The sequence below is a fragment of the Bradyrhizobium sp. 25ACV genome (genome assembly GCF_054863005.1).
The window spans coordinates 193880-215664 of the sequence record NZ_JAVAYO010000001.1; the positions used below are offsets into that span (position 1 = coordinate 193880).

The 21785-nt window shown below is 65.1% G+C and carries 20 protein-coding genes; 3 read left to right on the forward strand and 17 right to left on the reverse strand.

Annotation, left to right across the window (positions count from 1 at the left end; genetic code table 11):
* Positions 1-6 precede the first annotated feature (6 nt).
* From RAD04_RS00805 to RAD04_RS00880, 16 genes are all read right to left on the reverse strand, one after another.
* Complete coding sequence (locus RAD04_RS00805; protein ID WP_461622690.1) at positions 7-885, reverse strand: SMP-30/gluconolactonase/LRE family protein; 879 nt, start codon at positions 883-885, stop codon at positions 7-9.
* Positions 885-1961 (reverse strand): aldose epimerase family protein, encoded by a 1077-nt coding sequence (locus tag RAD04_RS00810; RefSeq protein ID WP_461622242.1) that lies wholly within the window; start codon positions 1959-1961, stop codon positions 885-887. The genes RAD04_RS00805 and RAD04_RS00810 overlap by 1 nt, the downstream gene beginning before the upstream one ends.
* A gap of 2 nt (positions 1962-1963) precedes the next feature.
* Positions 1964-2890 (reverse strand): Gfo/Idh/MocA family protein, encoded by a 927-nt coding sequence (locus RAD04_RS00815; protein WP_461622243.1) that lies wholly within the window; start codon positions 2888-2890, stop codon positions 1964-1966.
* Positions 2887-3651 carry a FadR/GntR family transcriptional regulator gene (locus tag RAD04_RS00820; protein ID WP_104463054.1) on the reverse strand — a complete coding sequence of 255 codons (765 nt, stop codon included), beginning with the start codon at positions 3649-3651 and terminating at the stop codon, positions 2887-2889. Before RAD04_RS00820 ends, RAD04_RS00815 begins: the two co-directional genes overlap by 4 nt.
* The gene (gene yjfF / locus RAD04_RS00825; protein WP_461622244.1) at positions 3648-4628 is read right to left on the reverse strand and encodes a galactofuranose ABC transporter, permease protein YjfF; all 981 of its coding nucleotides are present in this window, start codon (positions 4626-4628) and stop codon (positions 3648-3650) included. Before yjfF ends, RAD04_RS00820 begins: the two co-directional genes overlap by 4 nt.
* Positions 4625-5617 (reverse strand): ABC transporter permease, encoded by a 993-nt coding sequence (locus tag RAD04_RS00830; RefSeq protein WP_461619114.1) that lies wholly within the window; start codon positions 5615-5617, stop codon positions 4625-4627. The genes yjfF and RAD04_RS00830 overlap by 4 nt, the downstream gene beginning before the upstream one ends.
* A complete protein-coding gene (locus tag RAD04_RS00835) occupies positions 5614-7158 on the reverse strand; it encodes a sugar ABC transporter ATP-binding protein (RefSeq protein ID WP_461622245.1) in 1545 nt (514 codons plus the stop codon). Before RAD04_RS00835 ends, RAD04_RS00830 begins: the two co-directional genes overlap by 4 nt.
* 118 nt (positions 7159-7276) lie before the next feature.
* Complete coding sequence (gene ytfQ, locus RAD04_RS00840) at positions 7277-8242, reverse strand: galactofuranose ABC transporter, galactofuranose-binding protein YtfQ (protein WP_018315902.1); 966 nt, start codon at positions 8240-8242, stop codon at positions 7277-7279.
* Positions 8243-8623: 381 nt separating this feature from the next.
* Positions 8624-9796, reverse strand: coding sequence for a fumarylacetoacetate hydrolase family protein (locus tag RAD04_RS00845; RefSeq protein WP_461622246.1), 1173 nt, complete (start codon positions 9794-9796; stop codon positions 8624-8626).
* 95 nt (positions 9797-9891) lie between these two features.
* Positions 9892-10950, reverse strand: coding sequence for a YeiH family protein (locus tag RAD04_RS00850; RefSeq protein ID WP_461622247.1), 1059 nt, complete (start codon positions 10948-10950; stop codon positions 9892-9894).
* Positions 10951-11062: 112 nt separating this feature from the next.
* Positions 11063-11281 carry a hypothetical protein gene (locus RAD04_RS00855; RefSeq protein WP_461622248.1) on the reverse strand — a complete coding sequence of 73 codons (219 nt, stop codon included), beginning with the start codon at positions 11279-11281 and terminating at the stop codon, positions 11063-11065.
* Positions 11282-11447: 166 nt separating this feature from the next.
* On the reverse strand, positions 11448-12161 hold the full coding sequence (locus RAD04_RS00860; RefSeq protein ID WP_461622249.1) for an ABC transporter ATP-binding protein: 714 nt from the start codon (positions 12159-12161) through the stop codon (positions 11448-11450).
* On the reverse strand, positions 12158-12913 hold the full coding sequence (locus tag RAD04_RS00865) for an ABC transporter ATP-binding protein (protein ID WP_461622250.1): 756 nt from the start codon (positions 12911-12913) through the stop codon (positions 12158-12160). The genes RAD04_RS00860 and RAD04_RS00865 overlap by 4 nt, the downstream gene beginning before the upstream one ends.
* 2 nt (positions 12914-12915) lie before the next feature.
* The gene (locus RAD04_RS00870; protein WP_461622251.1) at positions 12916-13935 is read right to left on the reverse strand and encodes a branched-chain amino acid ABC transporter permease; all 1020 of its coding nucleotides are present in this window, start codon (positions 13933-13935) and stop codon (positions 12916-12918) included.
* Entirely contained in the window at positions 13932-14834 is a 903-nt protein-coding gene (locus RAD04_RS00875; RefSeq protein WP_461622252.1) for a branched-chain amino acid ABC transporter permease, read from the reverse strand. Before RAD04_RS00875 ends, RAD04_RS00870 begins: the two co-directional genes overlap by 4 nt.
* 90 nt (positions 14835-14924) lie before the next feature.
* On the reverse strand, positions 14925-16184 hold the full coding sequence (locus tag RAD04_RS00880) for an ABC transporter substrate-binding protein (protein ID WP_461622253.1): 1260 nt from the start codon (positions 16182-16184) through the stop codon (positions 14925-14927).
* Between the two features lie 172 nt (positions 16185-16356).
* On the opposite strand from RAD04_RS00880, the gene RAD04_RS00885 reads away from it, so the two are divergent.
* The 3 genes from RAD04_RS00885 to RAD04_RS00895 are packed head-to-tail and all read left to right on the forward strand — an operon-like array spanning position 16357 to position 20401.
* Positions 16357-17850 carry an AMP-binding protein gene (locus RAD04_RS00885; protein WP_461622254.1) on the forward strand — a complete coding sequence of 498 codons (1494 nt, stop codon included), beginning with the start codon at positions 16357-16359 and terminating at the stop codon, positions 17848-17850.
* Positions 17847-18494, forward strand: coding sequence for a TetR/AcrR family transcriptional regulator (locus RAD04_RS00890; RefSeq protein WP_461622255.1), 648 nt, complete (start codon positions 17847-17849; stop codon positions 18492-18494). Before RAD04_RS00885 ends, RAD04_RS00890 begins: the two co-directional genes overlap by 4 nt.
* Positions 18491-20401: a flavin-containing monooxygenase gene (locus tag RAD04_RS00895; RefSeq protein ID WP_461622256.1), complete on the forward strand. Its 1911-nt coding sequence runs from the start codon at positions 18491-18493 to the stop codon at positions 20399-20401. Before RAD04_RS00890 ends, RAD04_RS00895 begins: the two co-directional genes overlap by 4 nt.
* A gap of 230 nt (positions 20402-20631) precedes the next feature.
* On the opposite strand, the gene ald is transcribed toward RAD04_RS00895, so the two are convergent.
* On the reverse strand, positions 20632-21747 hold the full coding sequence (gene ald, locus RAD04_RS00900) for an alanine dehydrogenase (RefSeq protein ID WP_461622257.1): 1116 nt from the start codon (positions 21745-21747) through the stop codon (positions 20632-20634).
* Positions 21748-21785 lie beyond the last annotated feature (38 nt).

Consider the following 21785-nt stretch of genomic DNA (forward strand, 5'->3'; position numbering starts at 1 on the left):
GGACTCCTATGCGAGCTTGACGTCTGGCTCCGCGCGACCGCGCGCGGATGCCTCCAATAGAAAAGTGCAACCGGCTTGCGGATCGGCGGCGCGTGCCGCCGCGTCCATATCCTGCCACGCTGACGTGACGAGGAGGCGCGACAGATCGGAACCGACGAAAGCGGGACAGCTCGCCTGCTTCGCCGGCACGCTCAGTGAGCGCAGACGCTCGCCTTGCGGAGAATAGACATCGATACGGCTCGCGCCCCAGCAGGCATTCCAGATCTTTCCGTCGGCATCGCACACTGAGCCATCGAGGCCGCCGATACCGGTGTGTCGCAACAACACCTCCGGCTCGCCGCGCGGCAGACCGGTCGCGGGATTGAGCGGGACTGCGTAGAGCACGGCGCGCGCAGTGTCGGTGAAATAGCCAATGGCGCCATCCGGCGAGAAGCAGATCGAATTGGGGATGCTGATGCCGGGAAACAGCGTCGAGATCTTGCCGCGATGGAGCGCGTAGATCGCCCCCGCCTTCGGCTCGGCCTTCTTCCCCATGGTGCCGATCCAGAACGTGCCGGACTGATGCACACGGCAATCATTGGAGCGCGTGGCAGAATTGTCCGCCTCGAGCGGACAGAACAGCGTCATCGCGCCATCGGCGAGCTCGCGGACATAGACACCGTCCTCGGCGACGATCAACTGGCGCTCGGCATCGATGCGCCCGAGCGCGCTCGCCATCCGGCCGAGCGCATGAACGCGGACGCTGCCACTGCCAAGCTGTGCCTCGAACAGCCGCCCCTCGCGGATGTCGAACCACCAGGCGGTGTCTGTGGTCACGTCATAGGTCGGGCCCTCGCCGAGATGACAGGGATCGTCCGAGAGAACTGATGTCGGCACCTGTTCCATCATGACGCCCTCACACCGAAGCGATAGACCGTGTGGTGCCGATAGGCTCCGCCGGGATCGAGACGCGGGCTCGGGAAATCCGGCCGGTTCGGCGCGTCAGGCCAGATGTGCGGCTCCAGGCACATGGCATCCGATTGCCGGATCAGCTTGCCGCCCTTCCCCGAAATCGTGCCGTCGAGATAGTTGCCGGAATAGACCTGAAGGCCGGGCTGGTCGGTGAACAGCTCCATGATCCGCCCGGAGCGCGGCGCCTCCAGCCGGGCAGCAAGCGCGAGCAAGCCGTCGCGCGCGAGGCAGTAGGTGTGGTCATAGCCCCTGCCGTTCTGCAATTGCTCATCGCTCTGCCGGATGCGCTCGCCAACCTGCCGAGGCTCGCGGAAGTCGAACGGCGTGCCGGCCACCGCGCGCGGCGGTCCGGGCAGCGGAATGGCAGTGGGATCGATGGCGAGGAAATGTTCGGCGGCAACCGTCAGCCTGTGATCGAGAATGGGCGTGCCTGACGTTGCGCCTTCCAGATTGAAGAAGCTGTGGTTGGTCAGGTTGACGATGGTGGGACGGTCGGTCCGCGCCTCCATGCTCAACGACAATTCGGTCGGGCCGGTGACGCGATAGGTCAGGCGGACATCGAGGTGGCCGGGATAATTCTCCTCGCCATGCGGACTTGTGTAAGTGAGCGTTACCCCGGGCGCGGCGCCGTCGTCGATCTCCGCAATCTGCCAGAGCTTGCGGTCGAATCCATCGAGGCCGCCATGCAGCGCATTCGGCCCGTTGTTGACGGCAAGCTGCACCGTCTCGCCGTCGAGCGAGAACTGTCCTTTGGCAATGCGGTTGGCGTAGCGGCCGACGGTGGCCCCAAGGAACTTTCGCTCCGCGAGATAACCGGCGAACGCGTCATGGCCGAGCACGACGTCGTCGTGACCACCCTTCGCATCCGGCGCAATCAGCGCCTGGATCACCGCGCCGTGGGTGATGATGCGCGCCTCGAAGTCGCCCTCGCCGCGCAGCACGATGCGCTCGACCTTGCGACCGTCAGGCAGTGTTCCGAAGATGTCTTTTGTGATTTTTGATGCGGCCATGTCTAATCCACAAACGGTTCGACGACGGTGCGCCTGCCGAGCAGGAAGGCGTCGGCGACGAGGCGAAGCGGTGTCAGATCGACGTCGCTTGCGCCGGTCGCCGCGAGCTCGACGAAGCGCCGGTAGAGTCCGCGATATTCCTCATCGGGCGCCTCGGCAAGCACCTTGCCGTCGACCTCCATCCGCGCGCCACCGCTGGACAAGGTCATCCGACCCTGGTCGGTATCGACGAGGATATCCCAGCTCTGCGGTCCGGTCTGGCGGAAATCGAACTCGGCGGTGACAGCAAGGCCGTCGATGTCGGTCAGCGTCAGGTTCGCCGCAATCGGTGCCTGGCAATTGGCGGGAAACGCCAGCTCGGCCGCGGTGACGAACACGGGCTTCGACAGGATTTTGGTCAGGATCGACAGCGCATTGATGCCGGGGTCGAACACGCCGAGGCCGCCCGGCTCCCAGATCCAGCCCTGCCCGGGATGCCAGACGCGAACATCCTCCTTCCAGCTGATGTGCGCCGACTTGATGCGCCGCTCACTGAGCCATTGTCGCGCGGGCTCGACGGCCGGCGCATGGCGCGAATGCCAGGTCGCAAACAGCGTTCGCTTTGCCTCCGCCGCCATCGCGACCAGCGGATCGAGCTCGGCGACACCGATGCCCGGCGGCTTCTCCAGCATGACATGCTTGCCGGCGGCGAGCGCCGCGGCAGCCTGCGCGCGCCTCACCTGCGGCGGTGTGCAGAGCGAGACCGCATCGATCGGCGGTCCCTTTTCCAGCAGCTCCTCGATGGTGGCGAAATGCGGCAGTCCCGGCAGCGAGGCGTTACGGCTGGCAATCGCCGCCAGCGCCGCGCCCGGCACGGCGGCGATCGCGCCGACATGCTGGTCACGCGCGATCTTGCCGAATCCAACGATGGCGATGCGGAGTTCCGTCACGATCCCTCTCCAGATTCCACGGAGGCCGGTGCGGTCTCGATAACCGTGCCCTCATGGCGATGCATGCCGTTGTGAATGACGAAAATCATCGCCTCAGAGGCGGCCTCCGCATCGCCGGCCGCAATCGCATCGACGATCTTCTGGTGCCAGAGCAGCACCGTATCGCGGTCCTCCAATTCGACCGGCGCACTCAGCAGGAACGAGGCGCGAAGCGCGGCCTCGATGACGTGGCCGATCGAGCGCATGAACAGGTTGCCGGAGGCGCGCGCCACGGCGACGTGAAGCGCGAGGTCGGCATCGGCAAAGCCGACCGAGTCGGACGCTTCGAGCCGCATTCGCTCCATGCTGCGCCGAAGTTCGGCCAGATCCTCCTCCGACCGCTGCTTGGCCGCCAGCATGGCCGCGCGCGGCTCGACCGCGAGACGGATCTCGGCGAGGTCGTTGAGGAAACGCTTGTCGATGCCGGCGTCCAGATGCCAGGCCAGCACGTCGGCGTCGAACATGTTCCAGGCGGCGCGTTCGCGTACGACGGTGCCGACGCGCGCCTTGGTGGTGAGCAGGCCCTTGGCGACCAGGGTCTTCACGCTCTCCCGCAGCACCGGCCGTGACACGCCGAACATCGCGATCATCTCGGCATCGCCAGGCACGCGCGTCCCTTCCGCGTAGCGGCCGGCGATGATGTCGATGCCGATCGAGCGGGCGACCTCCGCATGATTGGAGTGAGCCCGCCGCGTCGGGATGACGACGATGCGCGATGTCATGTGGCGGCTCCTGCGCTCTTTGCCAGCGGCCGGCGCGCGAGCGCGACGAGACCCTGCTGCAAGGCAATGAAGGCGAACAGCAAGATGCCGGTCGCGATCTTGGTCCACCAGCTCGACAGCGTGCCGTCGAAATTGATGTAGGTCTGGATCAGGCCCTGGATCAGCACGCCGAGGAAAGTACCGATCACCGAGCCCTGCCCGCCCGTGAGCAGCGTGCCGCCGATCACGACGGCGGCGATGGTGTCGAGCTCGACGCCGACGGCGGAAAGCGAATAGCCGGCGCTGGTGTAGAACGAGAAGACGATGCCGGCGATGCCTGCGAGCAGGCTCGACAGCATGTAGATCTTCACCGTCATCTTGCCGACCGCAACGCCCATCAGGCTCGCGGTCGTCCGGCTGCCGCCGAGCGCATAAACATTGGCGCCGAACCGGGTGAGATGCAGCAGCAAGGCTCCGCCGATCACGATCGCGAGCATGATGATCGCAATCGCCGTCAACCGCCCCCCACCCGGCAATCGCAAGGCGAAGTCCGACACGGTGGAATAGATCGGCGCGGTGATCGGTATGGATTCGGTGGAGAGCAGGAAGCTCGCACCGCGCGCCAGAAACATGCCGGCGAGCGTCACGATGAAGGGTGGCAAATCAAAGACATGGATCACCGCGCCCATCGCCGCACCGAAGGCCGCCGAGAGTGCGAGGACGACGACGAAAGCAGCCAGCGGCGGCATGCCCCAGCGCTCGATCGCGAGCGCAACGAAGACGGTGGTGAAGCCGATCACCGAGCCGACCGAGAGATCGATGCCGCCGGAGATGATGACGAAGGTCATGCCGGCTGCGACGATGCCCAAGAAGGCATTGTCGGTGAGAAGATTGCCGACGACGCGGGTCGAGGCGATGTTGGGAAACTGCACGGCGCAGGCTGCGAAGCCCGTGACGAGCACGATCGCCGTGATGAGGGCGGGCGGCAGACCTCTCATGCTTTCGTCCTCCGCAGCCGCGCGGCGATGCCGGCAAAACCGGTCAGCTTGGGCGATTGCAACAACAGCACCGTGAGCACCACCACCGCCTTGACCAGCAGGTTGAACTCCGGCGGATAGCCGGACAAGAGGATGCCGGTGTTCATGGTCTGGATAATCAGCGCACCGAGGACGGCCAGCAAGAGGCTGAAACGGCCGCCGAACAACGAGGTGCCGCCGATCACCACGGCCAGAATGGCATCGAGCTCGAGCCAGAGGCCGGCATTGTTCGCGTCCGCTCCCATGATGTCGGCCGCCGCGATCACACCGGCCAGCGCGGCGCAGACGCCGCACCAGACATAGACCGACAGGATCATCGCACGGGTGCCGACGCCGGCAAGCTCGCTCGCGCGCGCATTGCCGCCGGTCGCCTCGATCAGCAGGCCGAGCGCGGAGCCCCGCACCACCGCGCCGGTCAGGATGAGCATGCCCAGGGCAATCACGACCGGTACCGGCAGGCCGAGCACCGAGCCATTGCCGAGCCAGACCAGATCGGGGGAGGAGAACGTCACGATGCGCCCCTCGGTGATGAGCTGGGCGATGCCGCGTCCCGCCACCATGAGGATCAACGTCGCCACGATCGGCTGCATGCCGAGTACCGCGACAAGGAAGCCGTTCCACAAGCCGCAAATCAAGCCCGCGCCGAGCGCTGCCGCCAGCACGACGGCGAGACTGTGAGTGTCGGCGAGGCTCGCCGCAATCGCGCCCGCGATCGCCATGACGGCGCCGACCGACAGATCAATGCCGCGCGTCGCGATCACCAGCACCATGCCGAGCGAGAGCAGCGCCACCGGCGTGCCGCGGTTGAGCACGTCGATCAGGCTGCCGAACAGACGGCCGTCCTGGAGGCGCAGGTCGAAGAATTGCGGCGACACCACGCGATCGACCGCGAGGATGACGATCAGCGCCAGGATCTGGGCAAGGCCGCGGCGCGGCAGCAGCGCTGTCATGTGTGGGCCTCAAGCGCAACAGCGACGCTATCGGCGGCAATGGCGGCGAGAATGTTGCCGACGTCGATCGCCTCGCCCGCGAGCTCCTCGATATGGGCGCGGTCGCGCAGAACGACGACGCGGTCCGAATAGGTCACGATCTCGTCGAGCTCGGAGGAGATCACGAGCAGCGAAAGCCCGTCGTCGCAGAGCTCGCGGATCAGGCGGATGATTTCGGCGTGCGCGCCGACATCGATGCCGCGGGTCGGCTCGTCCAGCACGAGAAGCCGCGGCGAGGTCGCGAGCCAGCGCGCCAGCAACACCTTTTGCTGGTTGCCGCCGGAGAGCAGGCCCACGGGGCGCTCCGGATCGGGCGGGCGGATGTCGAGCATCTTGACGTATCGGCGCGCGATCTCGTCCTGCTCGCGGCGCGACAGCGGCCGATGCAGGCCGCGCTTGGCCTGGAGCGCGAGCACGATGTTCTCGCGCACCGTGAGCTCGGCGACGATGCCGTCGGTCTTGCGCTCCTCCGGGCAATAGCCAAAGCCGTGGCGGACGCCGTCGCGGGGCGACTGCAGCCGCACCGGCGCACCCTCCACCCTCGCCTTCCCGACATCGGCGCGCTCGGCGCCGAATACCAGCCGCGCCGTCTCGGTGCGGCCCGAGCCGAGCAGGCCGGCGAGACCGACGACCTCGCCATGGCGCAGCTCGAGATTGAACGGCGCGACATAGCCGGCCTTGCCGTAATTCTCGAAACTCGCGCAGACCTCGCGCGCTTTGTGCTGGCCCACCGATGCGCGCGCGCTGGTGGTCTCGGCCAACTCGCGGCCGAGCATCAGCCGGATCAGCTCGAGCCGGGGCAGCGAGGCGGTCTCGCGCTCCCCAACGAGGCGGCCGTTACGCAGCACCGTAATGCGATCGGAGATCTCGTAGACCTGGTCGAGGAAGTGGCTGACGAAGACGATGCCGATGCCACGTTTTGCGAGCTGGCGCATGATGCCGAACAGGATCTCGACCTCGTGACGGTCGAGACTTGCGGTCGGCTCGTCCAGGATCAGCACCCGCGCGGAGAGATCCACCGCGCGGGCAATCGCTGTGACGTGCTGGATGGCCACCGAATAGTTGCCGAGCGGCGCGGCGACGTCGATGTCGAGGCCAAACTCCGCAAGCAGCGCCTTGGCGCAGCGGCGCATCTCGCCCTCGCGCACGATGCCGAAGCGCATTGGCTGGCGATCGAGGAACAGGTTCTGCGCCACCGACAGGTTCGGCAGCAGGTTGACTTCCTGGTAGACGGTGGCAATGCCCGCTGCCAGCGCTGCCTTGGCCGAGCGCGGCGCGACCTCTTCACCGCCGATCCTGACAATGCCGGCATCGCGCGGGAATACGCCGGTGACGACCTTGATCAGCGTGGACTTGCCGGCGCCGTTCTCGCCGAGCAACGCATGGATCTCGCCGGCGCGCAGCGTGAAGTCGACCTCCTGCAGCGCGCGCACAGCGCCAAAGCTCTTGCTGATCCCGCGCACCTCAAGAAGGGGAAGAGCAGGATCGGGGCTTTTCTGCATGGCAAATTCACTCCCACGGGTGCCCGCCATTGAAGCGGACACCCAGCCTAGCCGTTCGTGCAGCGGTTTCGAAGGGGGGTCGCCGGACCACTGGAAGCGGTCCGGCGCGGAGCCCGCCTCAGTAACCGAGGCCCTTCTTGCTGTCGTAGATCTTCTGCGGATCGTCGGCGGCGGTATAGAGCTTGGACTCGGTCTGAATCCACTTCGGCGGAACCGTGCCCTTGCCCTTGAAGGCTGCGACGGCATCGAGCGCCGGGCCCGCCATGTTCGGCGTCAGCTCCACCGTAGCGTTCGCTTCGCCGGCAACCATCGCCTTGAAGATATCGGGGACCGCGTCGATCGAAACCGTGAGGATGTCCTTGCCGGGCTTGAGGCCGGCTTCCTTCATCGCCTGAATCGCGCCCACCATCATGTCGTCGTTGTGGGCGTAGACCGCGCAGATGTTCTTGCCGCCGCCTTCGGCCTTGATGAAGCTTTCCATCACCTCCTTGCCCTTGGCGCGGGTGAAGTCGCCGGTCTGGCTGCGCACCACCTTCAGGTTTGCGTGCTTGGCGATGGCGGTGTCGAAGCCTTTCTTGCGGTTGGTGGCGACGCTGGCGCCGACCGTGCCCTGCAGCTCGACGATGTTGCAAGCCTTGGCGCCGACTGTCTTGGCCAGCCAGTCGCCGGCGACCTCGCCCTCATGCACGCTGTCCGAGGTGACCGCGGTGAGATAGAGCTCCTTGCCGGACGGATCGATGTCGCGGTCGAGCAGCACGACCGGGATCTTGGCTTCCTTGGCCTCCTTCAGCACCGAGTCCCAGCCGGTCGAGACCACGGGCGCGAGGAAGATCGCATCGACGTTCTGCGCGATGAAGGAGCGGATCGCCTTGATCTGGTTCTCCTGCTTCTGCTGCGCGTCGGCGATCTTGAGATTGACCTTACGCTTGGCGGCCTCCTGCTTGGAGACCGACGTCTCGGCCGCGCGCCAGCCGGATTCCGATCCGATCTGCGAGAAGCCGATGGTGAGCTCGGCGGCATTCGCCGGCAGCGCGAGCAGCAAGGCGGCCGTGGCGCTGGCCGCAAAGAGGGCTTTGAGGATCATCAGGCGAGTCTCCCAAGATATGTTATCCGGGGCACCGATTGGTAACATGGCACCCGCAGGCCGGCCTTCGAGGCGGCGGGAGGGACTATTTCACGGAAGATCGGTTCCGACTAGTCATATTATTTGACTATTTGGGGGAAATCGCGCCAAGCGGCCGCGGGCGCTTCTAAGACACGCCAAGCGCGATTTTGTTCCACCGATGCAACGGGAAGATGAAGGCAGTTTGTAGTTGGGTCCAGCCGCGGACACCGTCATGGCCGGGCTTGTCCCGGCCATCCACGCCTCCCTCCCATGACGAAGAAACGTGGATGCCCGGGACAAGCCCGGGCATGACGGCCTCATAGACGTTGGCGTGGGAGGTCAGCTGCGAGACGTAAAGCGCTAAATCAGCTTCCGCTGCGCCAGGCTCTTCATCAGCGCACCGATGCCGAAGGTCCAGGGCTCGCACTCGTCGCTGGTGCGCATGCGGTTGACGAGCTTGCCGAGCTGGGGCGCTGCGATCGTGACGATATCATCCCGCTTGTGGGTGAACCCCTGCCCCGGCGCATCGCGATCCTTGACCGGCGCGAACATCGTGCCGAGGAACAGCACGAAGCCATCAGGGTATTGATGCACCTTGCCGATGGTCTGCTCGACCAGATCGGTCGGATCGCGGCTGATCTTGCTGATCGAGGAATGGCCGTCGAGAACGAAGCCGTCCGCCCCCTTCACGTTCAGGCTGATGTCGAGCTTGCGCGCATCGTCGAGCGTAAAGCTGTCGTCGAACAGGCGCAGCAGCGGTCCGATCGCGCAGGAGGCGTTGTTGTCCTTGGCCTTCGACAGCAGCAGCGCCGAGCGTCCTTCGAAGTCGCGCAGATTGACGTCGTTGCCGAGCGCGCCGCCGACGATCTCGCCGCGGCTCGACACGAACAGCACGAGCTCCGGCTCCGGGTTGTTCCAGGTCGATTTCGGATGCAGTCCGGCATCCATGCCGGTGCCGACGGAGGACATGGTCGGCGCCTTGGTGAACACTTCGGCATCGGGACCGATGCCCACCTCGAGATATTGGCTCCAGGCGTTCTGGTCGATCAGCACCTGCTTCAGATGCATCGCCTGGTCGGAGCCTGGCTTCAGCTTCGACAAATCATCGCCGATCAGCCGCGTCACTTCCTTGCGGATCGCTTCGGCCGAGGCCGGATTGCCCTTTGCGCGCTCCTCAATCACGCGCTCCAGCATCGAGATGGCAAAAGTGACGCCGGCAGCCTTCAGCGTCTGCAGGTCCACGGGCGCAAGCAGCCACGGCTTTTGGCGATCGCGCTGGTCCGGCGCCGTGTTGGCCACGATGGCATCGAGGTCGCCGATGCGCTCGCCCTTGGTCAGGCTCAGCGCCTTGGCCGGATTGTCTTCTTCGCAGAGCGCGCTGATGGTCGGAAATCTTGCGGTGACGTCGAAGACGCCGTCGCCACGGACGGCGACCACGGCCGGACCGTTCGCCTGCGGCAGCCAGACGCGGCCGGCGAGTGTGCCGCGTGTTCCGTCCTCAGGGAGAAGGTCTTTCACCGTCAATGTCGTCATGGCCGCGCCCTCGCTGTTTCTCGGATCAGCCGCAGCCGATCACATTGGCGAAAACCAATAAACGTCTGGCGGGGGAAGTCCAGAGAGCGCGCCCCTCACTTGAACCAATGCACGAGTGCGATGCTGATGCCGAGCAGCAGCATCAGCGAGAGCGTCACCGCGGCCGTCACCCGCCCGCCGACATTGGCGAGCACGCGCACGTCGACGCCGAGACCGAGGGCCGCCATCGACACCACGGTAAGAAAGCTCGTGATCTTGGTCACCGGACCAACCACCGTCCCCGGCACGATTTCGAGAGAACGCAAGGTCGCCAGCGCCAGAAAGCCGAGGATGAACCAGGGCACCAGGCGGAAGAAGCCAACATGGGTCTTCTTGGCATCGCTCTGCCAGCGCGAGGCGGCGAGCGACAGGCCGACGACGACCGGCCCGAGCATCAGCACACGCATCAGCTTCACGAGCGTGCCGATCTGTGTCGAGACGAGCCCGGCCGGGACCGTCGCGGCCAGCACCTGCGGCACCGCATAGACCGTGAGGCCGGCGAGGATGCCGTATTGCGTGGCAGACAATTGCAACAGCGGAATCAACAGCGGCAGGCCGAGCACCATCATCACGCCAAGGATCGCGGTGAAGGAGATCGAGGATGCGATCTCGTCATTGTTGGCGCCGATGATCGGCGCCACGGCGGCGATCGCCGAATTTCCGCAGATCGAGTTGCCGCAGGCGATCAGGATCGACAGCCGCGTCGACAGGCCCAGCATCCGGCTGAGGCCGAAGGAGACACAGAGCGCGATCACGACGACGGCCGCGATCGAGGCCAGGAGCGCGATGCCAGAGGCGGCGATGGCAGCGAAGCTGATCGAAGCCCCCAGTAGCATCACCGCGACTTCCAGCAGCTGCTTGGCGCTGAAGGCGATGCCGGCCTGCCAGCGCGGGGCCGGCTTCCAGAAGCTGCGCAGCGCCATGCCGAGCAGGATCGCCATCACCAGGGCCTCGACATAGGGGTGCTCGAAGACGCCCAGTTCCAGGTGCTCGAGCAGGGCCGAGACGCCGGCCACGGCGATACAGAGGAGAATGCCGGGAATCAGCGCGACGACGCGGCTAGCGGCGGTGGTCGGCTTGGCGTCGGCCGGGCTGGATGCTTGATTCTGCGACACAAATCTCTCCCAGAGGAGAAATATTTATACGCAGCGTCGGCTCAATGGGGAATAAGTTTTCGGCATATCAGGGCCGAGGGAAGTTCTATCCTCAGCCCGGAATATCCGCGCCTCAGAAGATCAGGCTTTTGGCGAGCGAGGCGACCTTGCTGAAGCCGTCATAGATGCCCGGCTCGAAGAAAGCCGCACGGGCCAGAACGATGCCGGCGACAAGCGACCAGAAAACCGTGGTGCCGGCCCGCAGCAGGAGCTTTGAGGCGCGCGATTTCGGCTGGGCGTCCGTTGCGGACACCAGCTGCTCGCCGAAGGGGTCAAATCCAGTGCGTTCCATGGCTACGCCGATCCATCAAATTCTGATGGGAATGTCGTCGTTTCCCGCCCAAACGGCAATGGAAGCGATTGGCGTTTTTGCCTGTCCGGAGGGAAACTCCTTCCGTGAGGCGCCTTGGGGACAATAGTTTTCTTCTTCCGGCCTACTGAGGCACCGGCGCCGGGGCCTACAAGGCCAGATAACGCCGCCGGATGGCGTCATTGGCCTTCAGCTCGTCGATTCCCGCGGCATAGACGATCTGGCCCTTGTCGATCACAGTGGCGTGGCTCGCAAGGCCGAGACAGAAATGCATGTTCTGCTCGGCGATCAGCACCGTCGACCCGATGCTTCGAAGCTGGCGCAGCAGCTCACCGATCCGCTGCACGATGATCGGCGCCAGCCCCTCGCTCGGCTCATCCAGCAGCAACAGCGCCGGATTGCCCATCAGCGTTCGCGCGATCGCGAGCATCTGCTGCTCGCCGCCGGAGAGGCGTCCGGCAATGCGATGGCGCAGCGGCTCCAGCAGCGGGAACACTTCATAGATGCGCTTGATCGGCCATTCGTCCTGGCCCTCCGGTCCCTTCTTCTTTCCGATGACGAGATTGTCTTCGACACTGTGCTCCGGGAAGATCTGGCGATCCTCCGGCACGAAGCCGAGGCCGGCGCGCGCGATTGTGTGCGGCTTCCGGCCGGAGATCACCGCGCCGCGCAGGCTGACCTTGCCTCGCCGCGGCGGCGCAAGACCCATGATCGCCTTCATCGTCGTTGACTTGCCGGCGCCGTTGCGGCCGAGCAACGCCATGGTCTCGCCCTGCCGTACCGAGAGGCCGACGCCGAACAGGATCTGGCTGGTGCCGTAATAGACGTCGAGATCGGCGACTTCGATGACGACGGCGCTCATGCGGCGGCTCCCGCATGTTCGGTGCCGAGATAGGCGTCGATCACGGCGCTGTTGTTGCGGATCTCGTCGGGCGTTCCGGTTGCGAGAATGCGGCCGTAGCACAGCACCACGATTTTGGGCGCGATCTTGAACACGATGTCCATGTCGTGCTCGATGAAGACGACGGTGATCTTCTGGGTCTCCCAGAGCTCGCGCACCTTGTCGATCATGCGCCAGCGCTCTTCCGGTCCCATTCCGGCCGTCGGTTCGTCCAGCAGCAGCACCTTTGGTTCGAGCACCAGCGCAAGCGCGATGTCGAGCAGCTTCTGGTCGCCATGCGAGAGAGTCGCCGCGGTGCGATGGCGTTTGCCCGCAAGGCCCAACAGCTCCATCACATGTTCGGCGCGGTCACGCGTCTCGGGCAGCGGAAAGCGCTTGTGCAGCACCGCGGACGAGCGCTGGTCGGCGCTGACGGCAGCCAGCATCGTCTCCTGCACCGTCAGCGACTTGAAGATGCTCGCGACCTGGAAGGCGCGGCCGATGCCGTGACGGACGATCTCCGGCGGCGAGCGCCCCGCGAGATCGACGCCATCGAGCAGCACCTGGCCGGTGTCAGGCTTCAACGCGCCGGTGATCAGGTTGAAGAAGGTGCTCTTGCCCGCGCCGTTCGGGCCGATCACGGCCGTGAGCGAGCCGTCGGGGAAATCGAGTGTGACGTCATTGGTCGCCTTCACGCCGCCAAAGGACTTTGCGAGGTTGCGGATCTCGAGCATGGCTAGCGGCCCTCGCCCGTCTCGCGCCGGCGCGCGACCCATTCGGCGACGAAATCCAGTAGGCCTTTGCGCAGGCCCAGCGCGAAGAACAGGATGACCACGCCGAGCACGATGCCATGGTATTCGGTGAACCGCGTCACGGTGTCGTTGAGGAGCAGCAGCAGCACGGTGCCGACCATCGGACCTAAGAAGGTCGAGACACCGCCGAGCATGTTGATGAAGATGGCCTCGCCCGAGATCGTCCAATAGGCGAATTCCGGATAGGCGCCGGAGACGAACAGCGCCATCACCATGCCGCCCATCGACGCGAACAGCGCCGCCAGCACAAACACGGTGAGCTTGGCGCGCCAGACGTCGATACCGAGAAAGCTCGCGCGCGCGGCATTGTCGCGGATCATGCGCAGGGTGTAACCGAACGGCGATTGCGCGATCTGGCGCATCCCGAGCAGGCCGAGGATCAACAGCGCGCAGCTCGCGATGTAGAGATGGACGTGGTTGGAAAGATCAATCCCGAGAAAGACGGGTCGCGGAATCCCGCCGCGCAGGCCCTGGTCGCCGCCGGTGAACGAAGCCCAGGACAGGATGGTCGAGTGGATCAGCATCTGGAAGGCGAGCGTGACGAAGGCGAAATAGATCTCCTTCAGCCGCACGCAGATCGCGCCGATGACGGTCGCGATCGCCGCCGTGATCGCCAGCGTCGCCACGAAGGCGACCGGAATGGGTACGCCGAGCTTCTGCATGATCAGGCCGAAACCGTAGGCGCCAAGGCCGAAGAACATGCCGTGGCCGAACGAGGTCAGGCCAGTGTAGCCGACCAGGAGGTTGAGCGAGGTCGCGAACAGGCCGTAGGCGGAGCAGCGGATGACGAAATCGAGCAGCGCCTTGCTGCCCGTCAACAGCGGCAGGCTCGCCAGCACGGCAAAGGCGACCAACGCGATCAGGACGTCGCGATAGCGTTGCAGCACCGAGCCACCGCGCACGGGTGCCAGCCCTTGCGCGCGTCCGGCCTCCAGCTCGGTCATGCCGCCTCCTTGCCGAACAGGCCGGTGGGTTTCGAGACCAGCACGATCACCATGAACAAATACATCAGGCCTTCGGTGAACAGGGGAAAGCCGAGCGAGCCGAACGAGCGGATCAGGCCGAGCAGAAGCGCGCCGATCAGGGCGCCCAGGATCGAGCCCATGCCGCCGATCACGGTGACAATGAAGGATTCGATCAGCACCGAGAATCCCATGCCGGGCGTGAGCGAGCGCACCGGCGCGGCGAGCGCGCCGGCGAGTCCCGCCAGCATGCCGCCGAGCGCGAACACGCCGCCATAGATCAGGCCGGTGTTGATGCCGAGCGCGGACACCATGCCAGGATTTTGCGCGGCGGCGCGGATCACCTTGCCGATCCGGCTGCGAGACAGCCCGATGCCGAGCACGATGGCCGCGACAAGCGCGACGCCGATCAGCAGCAGATAATAAGGCGGCACCACGCCGCCGGCGATGAACAGCGGCATCACCTGGAACGCCGACGGCATGCCCATCGACTTGAATTCCGGTCCCCATATGATGCGCACGACATCGTCGAAGATCAGCACGAAGGCGTAGCAGACGAGGAGCTGCATCAAGACGTCCGCGCCATAGACGCGGCTCATGAAGACGCGCTCGAAGATCAATCCGAGAATGGCGGTGCCGGCCGCGCCCGCCAGCATCGCGAGTGCGAAGCTCCCCGTGAGCTGATAGGCGGTCATCGCGAAATAGGCGCCGAACATGTAGAAGGCGCCGTGGCTGAAATTGACCACCTTGAGCACGCCGAAGATCAGCGTCAGCCCGACCGCGACCAGGAACAGCAGCATGCCGATGATGAGGCCGCTGGTGGTCTGCGTCACCAGGCAGGCGGAGCTGGAGAGGCAGCCGGCAAGCGCGTCGAGATCCACGGGAGCACTTTCATTGCGGCGCGCCTGACACGGCGCGAAAAATCAAACGAAAACGGCGAAGACGGTCGCCCGTCTCCGCCGCGCATCAGATCAGGTGTAGCCCTTGCTCTTCTTCCACTCGGCCTCGAGCTCGAAGATCGTTTTCCAGTCGCCGGCCTTGACCTCCGGCACATACGGCTCCTGCGGGATCGTGGTGCCCCAGCCGATGGCGTAGCCGACCAGCGTGTGATCATCACCGCGCATCGTCACGGTGCCGTCGGCACCGAACGGGCACTTGATGGTGAGGCCCTTCAATGTCTCCGCGATCTTCTTGCCGTCAGCGGAGTTCGCCTTCTTTGCGGCTTCGGCCAGGAACATCACGGCGGTTGCGTTCTGCCACGACCAATTGGTCGGATACTCGTTGTACTTCGCCTTGTAGGCATCGCCCCAGGCCGCGTTCTCCGGCGTGGTCGGAAAGGTCTTGATGTAACGGTTGCCGGAGTGGATGCCCTTGGGCAGGTTCTTCACGACGGTGAGTGCGGTGTAGTCGGCCATGTTGACCGCGAACACCTCCATCTGGCTGAACATCGCGTAGATGTTGGCCTGGTCGATATAGGAGGTGAGATCGCCGCCCCATAGGCAGGAATAAAGCGCCTGCGGTTTGGCTTGCAGGATCTTGGTCACGACCTCGGTGTAGTCGGGCTGGAACAGCTTTGGCCAGGACTCGCTGATGATCTCCACATCAGGCGCGAAACGCTTCAGATACAGCGTAAACTCGCCGGTTGTGTCGCGGCCATAGGCATAATCGGGCGAACAGGTCGCCCATTTCTTCAGGCCCTTGGTCTTCGCGATCGCGGCGGCGTAGCTGCCGCCGACGATGGAATCGTGGATGCCCTGGCGCACGCAGCGGAACGCATTCGGGATGTGCTGCTTCGGATCAGCCGTCAGTGAGGACGCTTCCGAGCAGGTATGGATACAGAGCACGCCGAGGTCGCGCGCCACCTCATGCACCGCAAACGATCCGGAGGACGCCTCGCCGTCGAGCAGCAACTCGCAGCCATCGGTGTTGACGAGCTCGCGCGCGACGCGGGCGGCTTCCTGCGGCTGGCCCTTGGAATCGCGGATCACCATCTCGATCTGACGCCCGGCGAGGCCGCCGGCGACGTTGACCTTCTCGACCTCGAGCATCACCGCATTACGCGAGGACGTGCCGAGCTGGGCGACGCGGCCCGACAGGATCGTCGGCATACCGATCTTGATGGTCTTGGCTTGCGCACGCGCCACCCACGGCGCGGCAACACTCATCGCACCGGCGCCCATCAGCGCCAGCGTTGATCGGCGGCTGATGCCCGGTGTGCGGGTCCTCGTCATTTTTCCCTCCCTCTGTCGGGTCGGCGTTTTCCTGGTCCCTTGCCGGAGATCGTCTCGTCTCCGTATTCCCAAGGATTTCAGAGGGAGGGGGTGACGTCAAGCCAAACATGAACTATGAGTCAGAATTCATAGGAGAGGAACGAGGCCGACAATTGGCCTGAAACCAGCGAAAATGATCAATCTTTCGAGCTTCATCGCCTTTCATGCCCGGCGCACGCCGGACCGGCCCGCGCTGAAATATCGCGGCGAGGAGATTTCCTACGCGGCCTTCGACGCGCGCATCCGGAAAGCGGCCGGCTGGCTCGCCGCGCAGGGCATTGGCGCCGGCGACATCGTGGCGGTGCTGATGAAGAATAGCGCGGCGTTCCTGGAGCTCGTCTTCGCCACCAGCCATCTCGGCGCGGTGTTTCTGCCGATCAACTTCCGCCTCTCCCGCGACGAAGTCGGCTACATCGCCGGCAATGCCGGCGCGCGGCTTCTGATCGTCGACGAGGAATTGGCTGCGAATGCCGCGGGCACAGGGATTGTCGCGCTCGACGAGGCCGCGCAGCAGAGCCTCACGCACCTCGCAGCCGATGCGCCGCCCGCGCCGATGCGTGCCCGCGCACCATCGGACCTGATGCGGCTGATGTATACCTCGGGCACGACCGACCGCCCCAAGGGCGTGATGCTCTCTTACGATAATTTCTACTGGAAGTCCGCCGACCAGACGATCGCGCTGGGGCTCAGCGCCGAGACGCGACTGCTCGTCGTCGGCCCGCTCTATCACGTCGGCGCGCTCGACCTGCCCGGCATCGCCGGGCTCTGGCATGGCGGCTTCATCCACATCGAACGCAATTTCGAGCCGGAGGCAGCGCTTGCGGCCATCGCCGAGGACAAGCTCAACGCCGCCTGGTTCGCACCTGTGATGACCAGCGCGATGCTCACCTGCCCGACGCGTGAGCGTTATGACGTCTCCAGCCTGCAATGGGCCATCGGCGGCGGCGAGAAGACGCCGGAGCTGCGCATCCGCTCCTTCTCCGAATATTTCCGCAACGCGCGCTACATCGATGCCTATGGCCTCACCGAGACCGTCGGCGGCGACACCTTCATGGAGTCCGGCCGCGAGATCGAGAAGATCGGCTCGACCGGGCGTGCGATTGCCCATGTCGAGATCGAGATCCGCGACGAGGACGGCAAGACCTTGCCGGCGAACGTCAACGGCGAGATCTGTCTGCGTGGACCGAAGATCACGCGCGGCTACTGGAAGGATCCGGAAAAAACGGCCTCCGCCTTCTTCGGCGACTGGTTCCGCAGCGGCGACGTCGGCTATCTCGATGACGACGGCTTCCTGTACCTCACCGACCGCAAGAAGGACATGATCATCTCCGGCGGCGAGAACATCGCCTCCTCCGAGGTCGAACGCGTCATCTATGAATTGCCTGGGGTGCGCGAGGTCGCGGTGATCGGCCTGCGCGACGCACGCTGGGGCGAACGTCCGGTCGCGATCGTCGTGCTGGCCGAAGGCACTAGGCTCGAGCTCCCTGCCCTCACCGAGCACTGTCGCGCGCGGCTGGCGAGCTTCAAGGTGCCGAAAGAGCTGATCATCCGTGACAGCCTCCCGCGCAACCCCTCTGGAAAGATTCTCAAGCGCGTGCTGCGCGCCGAACTGGAGACCGTGGCATGACGCAAGGCCCAGCCACCGCGAAGATCACAAAGCTGAACCGCGTCGAGCGCAACGCCTGGACCAAGCAGAAGATCTTCGAGGCCGCGACCAAGGTCGTCGGCAAGCATGGCTATGCCGAAGCCTCCGTTGCCCGCATCACCGAACAGGCCGGCGTCGCGCAAGGCACCTTCTACAATCATTTCGAGAACCGCCAGGAGCTGCTCGACCAGCTGCTACCCAAGATCGGCCTCGACATGGTCGAGTTCATCCGCGCCCGCACCGGCACGGCGGAAGCAGCGCGGCAGGAGATCGAGCGCTTCGCCGCCTTCTTCGACTTCATCCGCGAGGTCCCGGAATTTTTGCGCATCCTCAACGAGGCCGAATTCTTCGCACCCATCGGTTACCAGAAACATCTCGACAACATCTCGGTCGCCTATGTCCGCATCCTCCGCCGTGCGCGCCTTGCCGGCGCCATCGAGGATTTCAGCGACGACGAGTTCGAGGCGATCGTCCACATGCTGATGGGGGCGCGCGGCTATCTCAGCCGGCGCTACTCCTACTCGGCCGGCGGCGTCACCGCCGTGCCCGAGCACGTCATCTCCGCCTATCGCAAGCTAATGACGCGCGGCCTCTTCACTGCCTCCGGAGATCAGGAAACGCCATGAACATCGAATCTCCGCACAGGCCGCTCGACCTTGCCTCGACCATCGCAGAAGGTGACATCCGCTGTCTCCTGATGGTGCTGGTGCATATGACCGGCGACGAGAAATGGCTCGCGCCGCCGTACTTGCCCAAGCGCGACATCCGCCTCATTCCCGATCCCGAAGCCGGCGTGCCCAAGGAAATCCAGGACGAAATCCGCGCCGCGGTCGTCGAGCTCTTCGCCAACGGCACGCCGAAGCCCGTCATCACTGATCCCGGCGACGAGCTGCTGCTGAAGATGATGCGCGGCTGCCTCGGCGAGAACGTCGCGTCGGAATATGCTCCCCTGATGCGCGAGGAAATGGGCTTCGTGTCGCGCGAGGCACGTTGGACCAAGCGCCCCTCCGACGACAAGCTGGCAAGCCAGCACGTGCTGATCGTCGGCGCCGGCGTCTGCGCCATTGCGCTCGGCGTGGCGCTCGGCCATCTCGGCATTCCCTACACCATCGTCGAGAAGAACGCCGAGCTCGGCGGCACCTGGTGGATCAACCGCTACCCCGGCTGCGGCGTCGACACGCCGAACCACTCCTATTCCTACTCGTTCGGCTCTGGCAATGCATGGACCCGCTACTTCTGCCAGCGCGAGGAGCTGCTCGGCTATCTCAAGAAGGTTGCAGATGAATACGGCATTCGCAAGCATCTGCGCGTCAACACCGAGCTGACCTCGTCGCGCTGGGACGAAGGCAAGCGGCGCTGGATCTCGACACTCAAGACCGAGAGCGGCGAGGAGACCTTCGAATCCACCGCGCTTGTCAGCGCGATCGGCCAGCTCAACGATCCCTCCCGTGCCAGATTCAACGGCGAGGACAAGTTCAAGGGAACGATCCTGCATTCGGCGCTGTGGTCGGATGACATCGACATCGACGGCAAGCATGTCGCCGTGATCGGCACCGGCGCGACCTCGATGCAGCTGGTGCCGTCGATCGCCGGCCGCGTCGCATCGGTCACGGTCTATCAGCGCAGCGCGCAATGGGCGCGGCCGGTGAAGGGCTATTCCGATCCGATCAGCGAGGGCGCGCGCTGGCTGTTGGCGCATCTGCCGTTCTATGTGCAGTGGTACCGCTTCAACATGTTCTGGCGCTACGGCGACGGCCTACTGCCCTTCCTGCGCAAGGACCCGGCCTGGCCGCATCCGGAGCGCGCAGTCAACAAGGGCAACGACCGGCACCGCCAGGAGCTGACCGATTTCATCCTGTCGGAATTACAGGGCCGGCCGGACTTGATCGCGAAATGCGTGCCAACCTATCCGCCCTACGGCAAGCGCATCCTGCTCGACAACAACTGGTTCAAGACGTTGACGCGGCCGAACGTGGAGCTCGTCACCGACGCGATCGACCATTTCGACCAGAGCGGCATCGTCACCGCCGACGGCAGGCACCGCCCCGCCGACGTCATCGTGGTCTCGACCGGCTTCAAGGTGACGGAGATGGCGGCGCGCCTCAACATCAGCGGCCGCAACGGCAAGGATTTGCGCGAGGCATGGGCCAACGACAATCCGACCGCGTTCCTCGGCCTCACCGTGCCTGATTTCCCCAACTTCTTCTGCATGCTCGGCCCCAACTCCGGCCCCGCCCATGGCGGCAGCGTGATCTTCCAGTCGGAATGCCAGAGCCGCTACATCGCCGCCTGCCTAGCCGAAATGATCGAGCACGACGTCGCTGCCATCGACGTCCGCCCTGATGTGCTCGACGACTACGTCCGCAAGGTCGACGCCGAGCACGAGACAATGATCTGGACCCATCCGGGCATGAGCACCTACTACCGCAATTCAAGCGGCCGGGTGTTTTCGGCGATGCCGTGGCGGTTCGTCGACTATTGGCGCATGACGCATGATCCGGATCTGGGGCAGTACAGGCTGACGAGGGTGTGAACGTGGAGGACCGGTGCACCCTCTCCCCTTGTGGGAGAGGGTGGCTTCGCGACAGCGAAGCCGGGTGAGGGGTTCTATCCCCACGAACGGTGTTGCACGTGGAGAGAACCCCTCATCCGGCGCCATAGCCGAAGCTTCGCTTCGGCGTTCTCTAAGAACGGCGGCCAGAGGCCTACGCCACCTTCTCCCACAAGGGAGAAGGGCGAAAGACACCCGCGTACGCCGCGCCGCTACGCCGCCAGCCCAGTCTCCACCGGAGCAAACTCCAGCCCGAGGCTTTCCGCCACCGCCCTGTTGGTGATGCGGCCGCGATGGACGTTCAGCCCGTTGCGCAAATGCGGGTTTTCCAGCACCGCGGCAAAGCCCTTGTTCGCGAGCATCAGGCCGAACGGCAGCGTCGCATTGTTCAGCGCCTGGCTCGACGTCACCGGTACCGCGCCCGGCATATTGGCGACGCAATAGTGCACGACGCCGTCGACCTCGTAGGTCGGGTCGGTGTGCGTGGTCGCGTGCGAAGTCTCGAAGCAGCCGCCCTGATCGATCGCGACGTCGACCAGCACCGCGCCCGGCCGCATCGATTTCAGCATCGCGCGCGTGACCAGCTTGGGGGCACTGGCGCCCGGCACCAGCACCGCGCCGATCACGACGTCGGCGGCAAACACCTCGTCCTCGACCGACTCGATGGTCGAAAAGCGGGTGCGCACCCGCCCGAGAAAGAGATCATCCAGTTGGCGCAAACGAGGAATTGAACGGTCGATCACCGTGACCTCGGCGCCGAAGCCTGCGGCCATGCGCGCGGCCTGCGTTCCGACCACGCCGCCGCCGAGCACGACGAGCCGCGCCGGCTGCACGCCGGGCACGCCGCCCAGCAGCAAGCCGCGGCCGCCTGCCGAGCGCTTGAGCGCGGCGCCGGCGGCCTCGATGGCGAGGCGGCCGGCGACTTCGCTCATCGGGGCGAGCAGCGGGAGGTGACCGTTCGCGTCCGTGACGGTTTCATAGGCGATCGCGGTACAGCCGGAGGCAAGCAGGCCCTTGGCCTGCTCCGGATCCGGCGCAAGATGAAGATAAGTGAACAGGATCTGGCCGTCCCGGAGCTGGGCCCATTCGCTCTTCTGCGGCTCCTTTACCTTCACGATCATGTCGGACTTGGCAAAGATGTCGCGGGCGCTCTCGGCAATGGTGGCCCCCGCCCGCCGATACACCTCGTCCGACGCGCCGATGCCGCCGCCGGCGCCGGTCTCGACCGTGACCTGGTGCCCGGCCGCGACATATTCACGAACCGCGCCCGGGGTGAGCCCGACGCGATATTCCTGCACCTTGATCTCCTTGGGCACACCGACGCGCATCTTCCGGGCTCCTTTGCCAACGCCTTGATTCCGTTCCT